The organism is Leptolyngbya sp. BL0902, from assembly GCF_016403105.1.
Lineage (GTDB): Bacteria > Cyanobacteriota > Cyanobacteriia > Phormidesmidales > Phormidesmidaceae > Nodosilinea.
This window is the reverse complement of the sequence record NZ_CP046155.1, coordinates 694,105-707,483: the sequence shown is the minus strand read 5'-3', so window position 1 is coordinate 707,483 and position 13,379 is coordinate 694,105. Positions and strand designations below refer to the sequence as shown.

At 55.6% G+C, this 13,379-nt stretch carries 13 protein-coding genes; all 13 read right to left on the bottom strand.

Annotated elements, in window-relative coordinates:
* Nucleotides 1–6 precede the first annotated feature (6 nt).
* The 13 genes from GFS31_RS03160 to GFS31_RS03100 all read right to left on the bottom strand — a co-directional run bounded on the left by GFS31_RS03160 (nucleotide 7) and on the right by GFS31_RS03100 (nucleotide 13,287).
* Nucleotides 7–804 (bottom strand): hypothetical protein, encoded by a 798-nt coding sequence (locus GFS31_RS03160; protein ID WP_410503854.1) that lies wholly within the window; start codon nucleotides 802–804, stop codon nucleotides 7–9.
* A gap of 361 nt (nucleotides 805–1,165) precedes the next feature.
* Entirely contained in the window at nucleotides 1,166–1,510 is a 345-nt protein-coding gene (locus tag GFS31_RS03155) for a hypothetical protein (RefSeq protein WP_198806827.1), read from the bottom strand.
* Nucleotides 1,511–1,583: 73 nt separating this feature from the next.
* The gene (locus GFS31_RS03150; RefSeq protein ID WP_198806826.1) at nucleotides 1,584–2,489 is read right to left on the bottom strand and encodes a hypothetical protein; all 906 of its coding nucleotides are present in this window, start codon (nucleotides 2,487–2,489) and stop codon (nucleotides 1,584–1,586) included.
* 214 nt (nucleotides 2,490–2,703) lie between these two features.
* The gene (locus GFS31_RS03145) at nucleotides 2,704–3,873 is read right to left on the bottom strand and encodes a radical SAM/SPASM domain-containing protein (RefSeq protein ID WP_198806825.1); all 1,170 of its coding nucleotides are present in this window, start codon (nucleotides 3,871–3,873) and stop codon (nucleotides 2,704–2,706) included.
* Between the two features lie 100 nt (nucleotides 3,874–3,973).
* Nucleotides 3,974–4,255, bottom strand: a complete 282-nt coding sequence (locus GFS31_RS03140; protein WP_317135066.1) for a hypothetical protein — start codon at nucleotides 4,253–4,255, stop codon at nucleotides 3,974–3,976.
* Entirely contained in the window at nucleotides 4,252–4,641 is a 390-nt protein-coding gene (locus tag GFS31_RS03135; protein WP_198806824.1) for a Na+/H+ antiporter subunit E, read from the bottom strand. The genes GFS31_RS03140 and GFS31_RS03135 overlap by 4 nt, the downstream gene beginning before the upstream one ends.
* Complete coding sequence (locus GFS31_RS03130; protein ID WP_198806823.1) at nucleotides 4,626–6,080, bottom strand: cation:proton antiporter; 1,455 nt, start codon at nucleotides 6,078–6,080, stop codon at nucleotides 4,626–4,628. The genes GFS31_RS03135 and GFS31_RS03130 overlap by 16 nt, the downstream gene beginning before the upstream one ends.
* A 73-nt stretch (nucleotides 6,081–6,153) precedes the next feature.
* Entirely contained in the window at nucleotides 6,154–7,641 is a 1,488-nt protein-coding gene (locus GFS31_RS03125) for a cation:proton antiporter (protein ID WP_263974893.1), read from the bottom strand.
* Nucleotides 7,638–7,994 carry a cation:proton antiporter subunit C gene (locus GFS31_RS03120; protein WP_263974892.1) on the bottom strand — a complete coding sequence of 119 codons (357 nt, stop codon included), beginning with the start codon at nucleotides 7,992–7,994 and terminating at the stop codon, nucleotides 7,638–7,640. Before GFS31_RS03120 ends, GFS31_RS03125 begins: the two co-directional genes overlap by 4 nt.
* Before the next feature lie 196 nt (nucleotides 7,995–8,190).
* Nucleotides 8,191–9,201: a hypothetical protein gene (locus GFS31_RS03115; RefSeq protein ID WP_198806822.1), complete on the bottom strand. Its 1,011-nt coding sequence runs from the start codon at nucleotides 9,199–9,201 to the stop codon at nucleotides 8,191–8,193.
* Between the two features lie 242 nt (nucleotides 9,202–9,443).
* Nucleotides 9,444–10,859 carry a cation:proton antiporter gene (locus tag GFS31_RS03110; protein ID WP_198806821.1) on the bottom strand — a complete coding sequence of 472 codons (1,416 nt, stop codon included), beginning with the start codon at nucleotides 10,857–10,859 and terminating at the stop codon, nucleotides 9,444–9,446.
* Nucleotides 10,860–10,990: 131 nt separating this feature from the next.
* Nucleotides 10,991–12,694: a SulP family inorganic anion transporter gene (locus GFS31_RS03105; RefSeq protein ID WP_198806820.1), complete on the bottom strand. Its 1,704-nt coding sequence runs from the start codon at nucleotides 12,692–12,694 to the stop codon at nucleotides 10,991–10,993.
* Between the two features lie 197 nt (nucleotides 12,695–12,891).
* Entirely contained in the window at nucleotides 12,892–13,287 is a 396-nt protein-coding gene (locus tag GFS31_RS03100) for a resolvase (RefSeq protein WP_225907549.1), read from the bottom strand.
* Between the last annotated feature and the right edge of the window lie 92 nt (nucleotides 13,288–13,379).

The window sequence follows — 13,379 nt, the reverse complement described above, 5'->3', positions numbered from 1 at the left end:
CAGCGACTACCCCCCTCCCCAGAACCACGGTAGCCAGCCCAGCCCTAGGTAGACTCCCAGCGTCCACAGGGCTGTTGGCCCATCTAGCAGGTCATAGGCTGCGGGCGTTCTGGCAGTTGCCTCCGGCTCCGGTGTCGCAGACGAGGGCGAGGACGGTTGCATGGCCAAGCCAGCGGCAGATGCCCCTAGCCACGGCCATGCCTTAAACCCCACCCATCCCAACAGTGCCATCAAGAGGGGAACCACCACCCCTAGGGTCTGAATCTGTCCAGCGGCCCACAGCGAAGAGATCGCGGTCAAGACAACAGCCCCTAGCCACAGCCGCACCGCCATCGCCAAGCCCCACAGAGCACTATAGGTTTCGACGCCGATTTCTTCTCCGGCAGGGAGGCGAGTTTTGCGGCCTATTTCAATCACTAAACCATTGCAAAAACAGGTGAGCAGAAAAGGAATCAGGTTCCAATTCAGGGCAATTCCTGTCGCAGGAACGGTTTGAACTGCTATGGCATAGCCGCCAATCATTGGCACAATGACCATGTGGCTGAGGACGTAGAAAACGGGGCGGGTTTTCAGCCAGTCTCGCACCCAAAATTCTTTGCACATCAGACCAAAGTAGGCCCAAACGCACACCATAAACCCTAGCAAAGCAGGCGCTAACCACAGCGCTAAACTGGCCTGAAGAACTGCACTGATAACTCCTGCAATAGCCAACTCCCGCAAACTCACCAGGCCTCGCGGCACCGGACGATAGGGGCGATATTGGGCATCGTCAGTCAAATCCTTAAATTCATCGGCAACTCGCATCTGCCAGAAAAAAGCAAAGGTGCTTAAAAAAGCAACAAGCGCCGAAGCAAAGGTTGGGGAAGTATTGGTAAGTCTGGCCCCATAGCCCACAGCCGACCCGCTAAAAATAGCTATCAAGAAACCATGCTTAACCAGGGGAAAGCGTTCTTTTTGGTAGATCCAAAACCGTTTAAGTAGACCTAGATTCGCCCTAGGTTCACCTACATTGCTAGGGGTAGGCGTAGGGAATCTATCCCTGGGCTGCTGTGGTGGAAAAGCGTTCGTTTCCTGGGGATCAGGCGGCATAGTTCAGCAAGATTGACGACATACAGCCCCAAGGTAAATGGATTCGTCTACCATAGCCGCATCCCTAGGACAGTCTTTAAGCCGCCCCTGAAGCATTGGGCGCATCGGGGATCTCCTGAACACGCTGGATCGCCTGGATAATTTCGTCCTCTGTCCAGCCCTGGCGTTCTAGGCGGCGCAGAAGTTGGTCATCGTTGGCCCCCGCTTGTAGGGCGCGGCGGACGTAGGCTGTGAGGGCATCGGATTGAGGGCTGGAGGTAGGCTGGGTGGGGGCATGTTCTCCCCGAACTGCCGCCACAAGGGTCGTCATTAACCAGCCAACGATAAAGGCTAGGGCCGCCCAAAAAACCGCCCCAATACCTAGGGTGCAAATAATCGAGTAGAGGAATAAAATGCCAGCGGTACTAGGGCCGAGAGTCATCGCTAAGCCCACAGCTATCACAAGACTACCTATCAGCGTATTCAGAGCAATTTTAGGAAAGGTCATAGAATCCTCACAGGCGATTATCGAGGGCAATTTCCCAGTAGCGCACTAGGGCAATCACCAAAGCCATATAGCAGGGAATGGCAAAGGCAATTTCGATGGGGGCATTGATAATTGGGATGGTGAATCCTGAAAAATTAGCGATGGCACTAGGCCCATAAACTCGAATATCGTTAACGAACAGATAGTATTCAATAGGCAGTGCTATGGCCGTACAAATAGAGAGCGCAAGGGCGTATCGAGTGGCAATGGGATAATGGGGAAAAAAGCGATAGACAAACAGGGCTGTTATCGCAATTACGCCCACCCAAATTCCGGTCATAATGATGCTAATGTCGTGGAAAATAAAAGACCAGCTCGGAAAGCCTGCATTCACCACCATAGGTTCCACCATCACCTCAAACATGAAGATAGCGAGGGCTGTCATGGCAATACCCCTCGCCCAGCGAATTTTCTTGAGGGGAATCAACAGTTTATCTTCTAGGACAAACGTCCAGTATTTGTAAAAGCCAATGACCAATCCAGCAAAGACAGGGACATAGTAAATTAGCTCGATGGGAACACTAGCCATGGTGAGCCCACTCAGGGAGTCTAATACTTCGGGTGCATAGCTGCGAATATCGATGTTCACCACCCAAATTTCTAGGGGTAAGGTCAGAACAATTAGCACCCCTAAGTATGTCAAAAACCGTTTCCATTCTCGCCAGCTAGGGAGGAGCTTATCGACAATTTCGACGACGCCGAGAAACAAAATACTCCAGCCGATGGTCAGAATCCAGCTGACGTCATGGTATAGGTAGGCCCATTCTCCCAGGTGAGCATTTCGCCACATGGGAGCAGTAAACAGTTCAAAAATGAGGACACCCACGGCCATAATGCCGAAGCGGGCTAGAATCTGGGTTTGAACCTTACTCAAAAACCACAGCCCAAATCCTACCGTTAGAAACACAACGGCCTGAAAAATCAAGGTCGCTGGGGTTGCTGTCCTTTCAAAGGCACAATGGCCCAATAACCAGAGAGAGTTGATTAACATTTTGATGGCCCATCCTGGTTCATACACTAAACCTTGCTACGCTGCGTCAGTCTATGGGGTTCTGCAAGATTGCTCTAATGCCCGTCTAACCCAGCGGTTAATCATCAGGCCAGACCTGCTGCACTCTGCTGCCAATCTGTACCGTTTCTTTCTGTAGAAAGTCGGAGTCTTTTACCTTACATCCGCCCCACTTGGCCTGGGCAAAATCGGGGTTGCTGCTCAATCGTTGCCACACCTTCCAGAGTGGTTCTTCTAGCACGTTGCCAAAGATAGCGTGGTTAAAGTCGCAGGACATCACATCGCCGTAGGGTGATAAGTAGAAATAGCTAGTGCCGCAGGAACACCCAACACTCCGATGGCTGCTGATATAGGCCGAAAAAACGACGCCGGGATAGCGATCATCCTGGTTGTAGGGCACCGCCGATTGGATCATGGCCTCCACCCAGTCGCCGTTGTCGATCAGGTCTTCTCGGTGCTGAAGTCGTCCGCTGGGCAGGGCATCGAAGACAAGAACTTCATGGACGCCGAGGGATTTACCCAGTTCTACCAGGCGTTTGAGTTCGCCAGATTGGTAGGCTTCTGGGGTTAGGGTGGCGGAAATACCGATGGAAAAACCCAACTTTTGGGCCACCTTCAGCCCCGATACGGCCCGTTCAAATAATCCAGGGGTTTGCCGGAGAATATCATGGCGCTGGGCGTCCGCCGCATCCAGGCTGACGTAGACGCTATCTAGTCCAGCCCGCCGCAATTCTGCCGCCCGGTCGGCCAGGTGCCAGCCGTTGGTAAAGAGTAGTACGGTGGAGCGATCCTTGTCTACGGATCGGATAATCCCCGCTAGGTCGGGCCGCAGTAGGGGCTCACCGCCGACAATATTAATCACCGAAACCCCCAAGTCTTGAGCCGCCGCAATGGCCTGGGCAAACTGGGACAGGGTCATGGGCTGGCGGTGGGGATCGTCTACGCCATCGTAAAAGCTACAGTGTCCACAGTGGGCATTGCAGGTGTCGTTCACCGCAAGGCTCATTAAATTGGGCAGGTTGCGGTTTTGGATGCCTCGGTATAGGGTGCGGGCGATGAAGTGGGCGGCGGGCTTACTAAACAGCGCTGGGGTAGAAAGCGAGTAAACCGGATAGCCATCCCGAAAGTGAATGATTTTGCTGTGGTTGAGGTAAATACGGTACAGAACTTCCACAAAATCTGTGCCGTAGCCCAGGGATTTTGTGGCCAAAAACCAGCGGAGCCGCAGTTGATTCAGCCAGGATCTCATACCTACTTGCTACCACCAAAGGATTGTGGCCTATTGTAGGTAGTCCCTCCCCAGACGTGGGATTTTTTCAATAAGTCTTTGCGTTTGGGATAGCTTGCCCTCAGCCCTCCCCATCCATGACCGCACTCAGGCGCTTGAGTACCTGGGCTAACAGCATTAGGGCCGCATTGCCCACGCTGAGGATGAGGATACCCACCACGCCGATCATCCAGTCGTCGCGCAGGACGGACACCACCAAAATCATGACGGAGGTTTTAGTGGCAATGCTAGCAAAGGCCAGCATTCGCTGCCAAATGTCGTCATCGAGGAAGGCTTCGATCATCGGGATCAGCAGAGCGCCAATCATCGCAATGAGCAGCAAGACCATGGGCTGTACGGTCATGGGTTGGGCCTCCGGGTAACACGATGGACTTCGTACCAGCCCTGTTCGCGGTAGCGCTGGACGATGGTTTTGGGGGTGAAGGTGATCAGAAAAATATCTAAAAATAACAGACTAGGGGTTTGCTGTCGTTTCGCCCGATCTACCGTCACTACTTCATGGTTGTGGGGAAAGATCATGATTTCAATGGCTTCTTTGTAAGCCTGGGGAATGGCCACTATCACCTCCCCCAGGACGTGCAACCACTGCTTAATATTGCTGGGGCGAGGAATGCCCCTGGGCAGCAAGAAAGCTACAGCAAGGCCAATCAAAATATTCGCAATACTAAAATCGGCAGTCAGCAAAAACCAGATTGTCAGCCGCAGCAGAATATTTAAATTGCCAACCATGATCCCACCATCCAAAACAGTGCAACTAAGGCCAAACTCATGCCTCCAATTAGGTGCTCAAAGGCTTCTAGGCCACGGGGAAAACCTACCGACATCCGCACCAACAGCCATTGTTGAAGCAGCCAACCCACCCCAAGAATGACCAGCACCTTGATTAGGTTTGCTAGGGTGTAGGCTCCAACATAGGCTCCATTGGCCACGACCATCGCCCCAATCAGAAGCCCCAATGCCCACCACAATCCTGGCTTGGCCGACAGCCAGTTGTCCTTGTCGTCTCGCTGATGGGGTAGAAAAATAAATTGGGCATAGAGCACCGCCGTACCCACTGCCGCGAGGTTGAGCAGCGGCGGTTGCCAGGGCAGGGCCGCTTTGAGGGTTGCCAGTTTGGAGCCAAAGCCCACCAGCCCTGGAAAGCCAGAAATGGAGAGACTGGCCAGGGTGAGGGGCACCCACAGGCTCGTCTGAATCGGCTGTTGGCGCAGGCGGGGTAGGTCGCGGCTGGGCAAGTTGCCCACGGTGAGGAACAGGGTTGCCTTAGCCAGCCCATGGGCCAGGGCAAAGAGCCCCGCCGCCGGGGGCACGGCCAAAATCCAGCCCAGTTGGGATAGGGTGCTACAGGCCAACACCCGCTTGGCATCGGTTTGGCAGAGGGCGTAGATCACCCCTAGCAGGGCAGAGGCTACCCCCAGCACAGCCATCAGCGGGGTGAGTTCCTCCATCATTAGGGCAAAGCGCACCAGGGGAAACACCCCCGCCTTTACCACGACCCCAGACAGCAGGGCCGACACCGGGCTTTCTGCCTCGGAGTGGGTGAGGGGAAGCCAAAGCCCAGATACGAAGATACCGCCCTTGGTGAGCAACCCACCGATAATCAGTGTTACAGCCTCGACGGGGGCACCGCGCAGCCCAGTAAAGGCAAAGGACTGGTGGGTTTGGTAGACCAAAATCGCCCCGATCAGGTAGAACAGCATGGCGGTGTTGCTGATGAACAGATAGCGCAAGGCTACCCACAGGGTTTTGTTGCTGCGGGGGTAGGCAATCAGCAAAAAGGCCGCAATACCAACGACCTCAAGGGCCACGTAGAGGCTAATGAAGTCGGCACAGATAAAAGTGGCGTTGATGCTGCCGTGGAGAATGATGGCCTGGGTATAAAAGAAGGCCGATTTAGCCGTAGGCCAGCAGTAGATCACGACCGCCGCCGTCACCAGGGTGTTGGTGAGGATGAACCAGGCGCTGAGGTTGTCCGCGAGTAGCGTCACCCCAAAGCTGTCCATCAAGCGGATATCAAAACCACCGGGCTGAAAAAATAGGCTGATACCGTAGGCCAAAGACACCAGGGTGACACCCAAGGCCAAGGGCCGATCTAGCCGGGGCAGCAGGTAGATACTGAAGCCTACCAAGAACGGTAGAACCATCCACACAACGGTGAATAGAGTCATCGCCACCCCCCTTGGCCAAGCCAGATTGGGGACGCGCTTTTCCTTGGGGTGATAGGGCTACCCCGTTTTTGCCCTAGGCCACCGACCATGACCACACCATCCAAAACAGCACCACTAACATGACGCTCATTCCTCCAATTAACGGTTCAAACTCCTCAGCAGCCCGAGGCACGGGCATCGTCAGATGACGACGCAGCAGCCCATAGACCAGCCAGCCCCCCCCTAAAAAGGCCAGAACCTTCAGGGCGTTGGCCCAGGTATAGGCATCCCGGTATCCGGCACTGGCGATAATGACGCTGCACAACAACAGCCAGATCGCCAGCCAGAATCCCTTTTTAGGGGCATTGTCCCCAGCCATCACCAGGGTGGGCCGATGGGGCAAAAAGATAAATTTGGCGTAGGTGGCCGCTGTGCCCAAGGCAGCAGTATTCATCACCGTGGCCTGCCAAGGCAGTAGGGCATCAAGGGTCAGCACCTTGGCCCCAAACCCCGCCAGAAAGGGAGCCCCCGAAATGGACAAACTCCCCACCGTGAGGGGAATCCACAGGGCGGTGGGGATGGGGCGCTGGCGCAGTTGGGCCAGGTCTCGCTGGGGCAACTGCCCCACGGTGAGAAACATCGTTGCCTTGGCCAACCCATGGGCCAGGGCATAGAACCCTGCTACCGCTGGGGCCACCAGCAGCCAGCCCAGTTGGGACAGCGTGCTACAGGCCAGCACCCGCTTGGCATCAGTGGAGACCAAGGCATAGGTCACGCCTAGCAGGGCTGTCCCCATACCAAAGGTTTGGATCACAGGTTCCAACTCCTCCAGGGTCAGGGCGATACGGAGTAGCGGAAACACCCCCGCTTTTTCTACCGCCCCCGACATCATGGCGGATACCGCACTATCGGCGGCGACGTTGGTCTGCGGCAACCACAGCCCAGAGACAAAAATGCCACCCTTCACCAATAGGGCCATCAAAATGAGAGCAGGCGCTTCGATGGGGGCACCCCGCAGCCCCTCAAAGGCAAAGGACTGATGGGTGCGATAGACCAACACCGTCCCCATCAGATAAAACAGCATGGCCACATTGCTGACAAATAAATAGCGCAGCCCCACCCACAGGGTTTTATCGGTACGGGGATAACTAATCAGCAAAAACGTGGTGATCCCAACCATTTCTAGGGCCACGTAGAGGCTGATTAAATCTGCACAAATAAACGTGGCATTGACGCTGCCGTGAAGAATAATTAACTGGGTGTAGAAAAACTCGGTTTTGGGGCTATCCCAACCGTGCAGCACAATGGCGGCGGTAACGAGGGCATTGGTCAAAATGAACCAGGCGCTCAGTTTATCTGCCAGCAGCGATACGCCAAAACTATCTAGCAGATCGATGGTGAGGGCTTCAGGCTGAAAAACCAGCGCACTCGCGTAGGCCACCGAGACCAGCGTTACCGCCAGGGTGAGAATGCGATCTACCTGGGGCAGCAGGTAAATACTGAAACCCACCGCAAAGGGCAGCGTAATCCACAGGATGGTAAAGGGCGTCATCGTCAAGGGGGGTGTTGCTAGGGGAGTCATGGCTCATACCCCTTTTCGATAATGCGAGCTTCTAGCGTGGGGTTATCCCTCGCCAGTTTCATCACCCCCACCAGCATCAAGGCTTGGATGGAGAAACCAATCACAATGGCGGTCAAAATTACCGCCTGGGGCACCGGATCGGCATAGCTAGAACTTGCGCCCTCGGTCAAAATGGGAGTACGTACCCCAGTTCTTGCTGCCACCAACACAAATAGGGCGACCACTCCGGTACTCATCACATCCATGGCGATGATTTTCATGACCAAGTGTTCTTTAAAGATGATGCCGAAAAAGCCCATCAAAATGGTGGCATAGACACAGGCATAGAGTATCGTACTTCCCCCGATTTCCATTCTTTTCTTTGCCTCCCCAAATAACTTTCTTCAATGACAATTGAATAACTTTCTAGATTAACTTTATCTTGCCAGAATGCCATCCCCGTAGATGGCATTGCCCCGATCTAGAGACAGGACACCTAAGCCCTTTGGTTATTGTGAATATTGCATCAATTGGAATCTGCCATGGCCGCTCATCATGCTTCAGATGCTTTTAAGATTGTGTCACTAACCAGGTTAATCCAGTGGTCATCACAACGATTTGTAAACCTAGCAGAACCCAGTCTGCCCACATCACTCGCTTTGTCCAGGTGGCATCGTTTTTATCCATCCAGTAGGCGGTGATGATCACCTCTACAATGGAGGCAAAAATTAGGATGTAGGCAATCACGTAGATTTTATCCATCAGCACTAGATAGCCTAGGTCTGGTAGGGCGTCTGCGTAGGTCTCTTGCAGAAAAACCGCCGTCAACAGAGCCGTTACCGGAAGCGCTACCCGCGAATCAATGTGCTGGGGAGCCAGCAACAAAGCGGCACAGCTTGAGGCCAGCACAATTAACAGCGGCAACAGCAGTTTCCAAACAAAAAAGCTCCAGGGGCGGGCAATGTTGAGGGAGTAGCACAGCACCGAATGTTCCGACTGACTCGACAGACGCGGATCGCCAAAGTTGGTGTCGTAGGTTCGCACCAGACTATCGATGGCAGATCCCATAATTGACCAACCGGGAATGGTCAAAAACTGGGAATAGCCCGATGCCTCGTTATCCGCGACATAGACCAGTTGATCCGTGGTGTAGGCCGAGTTCTCCATGAAAATGCTGAGGTTGTACTGATCGAGGGGATAGCGTTTGAGGTCAAAGGGTTGGAGGAAACGACCCTCCACCCGTGAGATTTGGTAAAAGCGCCCGTCGGGTAATTGCTCTGGTTCAGGGTGGGCCGGGACAGACATCATTGACCAATCGCTGATACTGTTGGTGACTTCTAGATAGGTAATGGGATCAATGGCTCCTCTCCACTTAAACCACACATAGAAATCGGCATAAAACGAGTTGCTTGTGAGGTCAATATCGTAAACGCTGATGGCAAAAATTCCGGTTTCTACTCGCTCGATCTGGGTGGGCAGGGCGGCAGGCTGACTCAGAGAGGCTTGGGGTACCAATGACCACTGATTTAGACCAACTTTGAGGCTAAGTAGGAGAATGCCTGCCCCCAAGATCAATAGCATTGACAGGGCCTTTGGAAAGTTCCCTGTCACCTCAGACCATCGCCGAAATGGAAACAGATGCATCGCCAACGCCCAAAGAGAAATGGTGTCAGTTTAGCGCCCCTACCGTAGGAGCCATCGTCTCAGCGTTGACGCTTTGGGTTGGGTTTTAGGAAACCAGGTGAGCCACGATAGGGTAAGGATGATGGGGGGATGCCCAGGGCGAGGAGACCTCGCCCCTACGGGTTGGCCCTAGCGCTAGGTTAGGAGGCCGGGTCGGCTTTGGCCGTGGTCTCTTCCTCGGAGCCCTTGAAGGCAATGCGGAGGAAGGGCGGAGCCAGGAAGGTGGTGGCGATCACCATGATGATGATGGCCGCTTCCAGGGGTTTGGACAGCACGCCGCTGGCGGAGCCGATGCCCGCAAACACCAGGCCTACCTCGCCGCGAGGCACCATGCCGATGCCGATGGCCAGCTTGTTGAGCTGAGCTTGGCCGAAGGTGGTCCAGCCCGTGACCACTTTGCCCAGGATGGCGACGGCCAGCAGGAAGAGGGCAATGACCAGACCTTCGCGGTTGGCAGGAACGGCGGGGTTGAGCACGCCTAGGTCGGCCTTGGCCCCCACGGTGACGAAGAAGATCGGCACTAGGATGTCGGCGATGGGCATGATTTGGAGGTCAAGCTCCTTGCGCTTGTCGGTTTCATCCAGCACCAGACCAGCGGCGAAGGCCCCCAGAATGGCTTCTAGGTGAATGACGTTGGCGAGGAAGGCCATCAAAAAGGCGAAGGTGAGGGCCGGAATCACCAGGTTGCCGCGAGTTTGCAGTTTGTCGGCAATGGCGACGAAGGAGGTGTTGAAGAATTTGCCCAGGAAGATAGCGCCTAGCAGGAACCCGGTGGCGCTAGCGATCAGGTAGATGACGTTCATCACGTCTACTTCGCCCGTTTTGGCCAAGCTGGCGACCACGGCTAGGACGATGATGCCCAGTACGTCGTCAATCACCGCTGCACCGACGATAATTTGGCCCTCGGCGGATTTGAGCTGGCCAATTTCCGACAGCACCTTGGAGGTAATGCCGATGCTGGTGGCGGTCAACGCAGCACCCGCAAAAATGGCGGGAATGGTGGGCACATGGAACAGAGTCATCAGCCCAACGGTGCCCAGAGCAAAGGGAGCAACCACACCCACAACGGCCACAATTGCCGCCTGGTAGCCCACCTTTTGCAATTCGCGCAGGTCGGATTCTAGGCCGATTTCAAACAGCAGAATGATCACGCCCAGTTCTGCCAGCACCGAGACCACTTCGCTCTGGCTTTTGAACACCTCGGTGACGGCTTCGGGGGACAATCCACCCAGCCATTGCAGCAGGCTCATCAATTGGGAATCTGCCGCAACGGCCCCGCTTTCGGGGAAGACAATCAGGTGTAGGGCGGAGGCTCCCACAATCACCCCGGCCACCAGTTCCCCTAACACCGGGGGCAGGTCTACCAGGCGAGACAGTTCGCCACCGAGTTTGCTGGCGATGTAGATCACCACCAGGCTGAGCAACACCCCAGCCAGGACAATCGGCCCGGTTTCGGCGTCGGTTTCGGTTGCCGCCGCCAGCAGGGGCGACAGGGTGGAGGTCAGGGGCGTGTCGGCCCAGGATAGCCAGGATAGGCTGGATAGAATCTCAGTCATCAGTGTGGATACCTTCTAACACAATGGTTGAAAATTGGCGGGCTGACGCTCACCCCCAGCGCCTCTTCCCCCAGGAGAAGGAAGCCGGAAGTGTAGGGTGGTTAGTGCCCACCCTAGGTTGGGAGGGAACCCTAGACCATGCGGGGGACTTCCGATTCGGCCATGTCGCTGGAGGAGTCGATGCCGTCGATGGTCGCCAGCACCTTGAGAGATGCCTTCAGGGCTTCGGCGCGAGTTTGGACCAGGTGCTCAGCGGGAACAAACCGCAGCACACCCAGTTTTTCCAGACGCTTCAGGGTTTTGCCCTTGGCACCAACGAGGAACACCTGGCGTCCGGCATCTGCCGCGTCCTGGATGGCGTTTTCCAGCGCCAGGGCAGCGGTGACGCCCAGGTGAGGCACATCCTGCAAGTCCACAATCAGCACATCGTGGTCTTCCATGGCGGTGTGCTCTTGGGAAATGGCCCGCGCCACGCCGAAGATCATGGGGCCATCTAGGTGGAAGAGCAGAATCCGACCCTTGGCCCGATCCATGAGGGCGTTTTCTTCCTCGTTGAGGGGAAAGTCGCCGTCAAAGTCGGTGATGGTGCGCACACCCTCCGATTGCAGGCTGCTGAGGCGGTCGATGGTGAGCATATTGGCGATGAACACGCCCACCCCCACGGCCACAATCAAGTCTACAAACACGGTGAGGAACATCACCCCATACATGATGGCGGTGCCCTTCCAAGACACATGGTGCGCCCGTTTCAGGAAGCTCCAGTCCAGAATGTCAAAGCCAACTTTCACGGCAATCCCCGCCAGCACCGCCAGGGGAATCACCTTGGTCAGCGGAGCCGCCCAGAGGACGACCACCAGCAGAATCGCGGCCCGAATCAGCCCCGATAGCGCCGTGCGCCCCCCAGCCTGGATGTTGACCACCGTACCCATGGTGGCCCCGGCACCGGGCATACCGCCAAACAGACCCGACATCAGGTTGCCGATCCCTTGGCCGATCAGTTCCTTGTTGGGGTCGCTTTGGGTACGGGTAATGCTGTCGGCAATCATCGCCGTCAGCAGGGCATCAATACAGCCCAGCATCCCCAGCACCAGGCCATCCACCAGCATCACCCGCAGTTGGTCAGCGCTGAAGATGGGCAGTTGCAGGATAGGCAATCCAGTGGGAATTTCCCCAATCAGCCGCAGGTCAGACCCCGCAAATACGGTGAGCGCCAGAATCGTCCCAGCCACCAGCACCAGCAACTGGGGGGGAACCCAGCGCTTCATCTGCTTCGGCATTAAAAACAGCACCGCCAGGGAGAACACCCCCAGAGCCACCTCTGCCGGATCCAGGGTGCTGATCAGTTCTGGCAAACTGGTGAGGGTGCCGACCACGCCGCCCTTGGGGGTGGCATGGCCCAAAAATGGCCCCAGTTGCAGGATAATCAGAATTACCCCAATCCCCGACATAAAGCCGGAAATCACCGGGTAGGGCATGAGGGTGACGTAGCGCCCCAGTTTGAGAACTCCAAAAATAATCTGGAAGAAACCCGCCAGCATGGCGACCGTAAAGGCCATCGCCAAGCCGTTTTCGGGATTTGCCGCCACCAGTTGAGCGATAACGGCAGTGAACACCACTGTCATCGGCCCCGTAGGCTCGGAAATCAGGGTCGGCGTGCCCCCAAACAACGCCGCAAAAAAGCCCACAATCACGGCCCCATAGAGACCCGATGCAGGGCCAGCCCCAGAGGCCACCCCAAAGGCCAGGGCCATCGGCAACGCAATCACCGCAGCGGTGACGCCCCCAAACAAGTCGCCCCGCCAGTGGCGGAAGCTAATCCGATTCGTGATGCCCATCGCCATCACCGTAAATCCTTTTATTGAAGTTAATAAATGTTGAAAACTTTTGCATCGACAAAAGTCTATGAATAAAACGATAACATCTCTGTTCGGTAAATCCCACCAGATTTACGATTGATTTTCCTGATAGGGGTGAAAAGCTTGAATAACCTTATCCCTGGGCCAATGGAGGCGGTGGCGATCTGGTTCTGGCCCTAATCTTGCCGCTCTAGGTGCTGGCGAATGGCCTTGAGTTCCGCCAGAATTTGCCGCAGCAGGTCGTTGGTGGCAGTTTCAGGGGCGGGCTGCACCTGAATGATGGGCTGAAGCCCCAGCACTTCCTCGGCAAAGCGGCGCACTTCCTGGGCACGGAATAGCAGCGGTTCGTCCTTATTCTGACGCAGTTCAGGATTCAGCTTTTGGGGGTTGTAGGGCGGGTTGAGCAGGGCGGGGTCGGTGTTGGCGTAGCGGTAAACCGAGGCCCGCGAGCGGTTGAGGTGGCGCTGCACATCGTCAATCGTGAGCCCTGGTTCTGGGGTTGAGAAGGAGATTCCTGGATCGGGGCTCGCGAAGGTGGAACAGCCGCTCATAGAAACATTGGGGTCATTCATGGCTGCCAGACCATAACCGTACATTGGCTACTTTACCAGGTTCAGTATCGAGTTCAGGCAAGTGAGTCTCAAGGCTAAAACAGTCCTCTGGC

Excerpts from the sequence above, each read along its gene's own strand:
- GFS31_RS03125 (WP_263974893.1), bottom strand. The coding sequence starts at position 7,641 with ATGACTCCCCTAGCAACACCCCCCTTGACGATGACGCCCTTTACCATC.
- GFS31_RS03105 (WP_198806820.1), bottom strand. The coding sequence starts at position 12,694 with ATGGGCATCACGAATCGGATTAGCTTCCGCCACTGGCGGGGCGACTTG.
- GFS31_RS03110 (WP_198806821.1), bottom strand. The coding sequence starts at position 10,859 with ATGACTGAGATTCTATCCAGCCTATCCTGGCTATCCTGGGCCGACACG.
- GFS31_RS03140 (WP_317135066.1), bottom strand. The coding sequence starts at position 4,255 with ATGACCGTACAGCCCATGGTCTTGCTGCTCATTGCGATGATTGGCGCT.
- GFS31_RS03120 (WP_263974892.1), bottom strand. The coding sequence starts at position 7,994 with ATGGAAATCGGGGGAAGTACGATACTCTATGCCTGTGTCTATGCCACC.
- GFS31_RS03130 (WP_198806823.1), bottom strand. The coding sequence starts at position 6,080 with ATGACTCTATTCACCGTTGTGTGGATGGTTCTACCGTTCTTGGTAGGC.
- GFS31_RS03135 (WP_198806824.1), bottom strand. The coding sequence starts at position 4,641 with ATGGTTGGCAATTTAAATATTCTGCTGCGGCTGACAATCTGGTTTTTG.
- GFS31_RS03115 (WP_198806822.1), bottom strand. The coding sequence starts at position 9,201 with ATGCTATTGATCTTGGGGGCAGGCATTCTCCTACTTAGCCTCAAAGTT.
- GFS31_RS03160 (WP_410503854.1), bottom strand. The coding sequence starts at position 804 with ATGCGAGTTGCCGATGAATTTAAGGATTTGACTGACGATGCCCAATAT.
- GFS31_RS03145 (WP_198806825.1), bottom strand. The coding sequence starts at position 3,873 with ATGAGATCCTGGCTGAATCAACTGCGGCTCCGCTGGTTTTTGGCCACA.
- GFS31_RS03100 (WP_225907549.1), bottom strand. The coding sequence starts at position 13,287 with ATGAATGACCCCAATGTTTCTATGAGCGGCTGTTCCACCTTCGCGAGC.
- GFS31_RS03155 (WP_198806827.1), bottom strand. The coding sequence starts at position 1,510 with ATGACTCTCGGCCCTAGTACCGCTGGCATTTTATTCCTCTACTCGATT.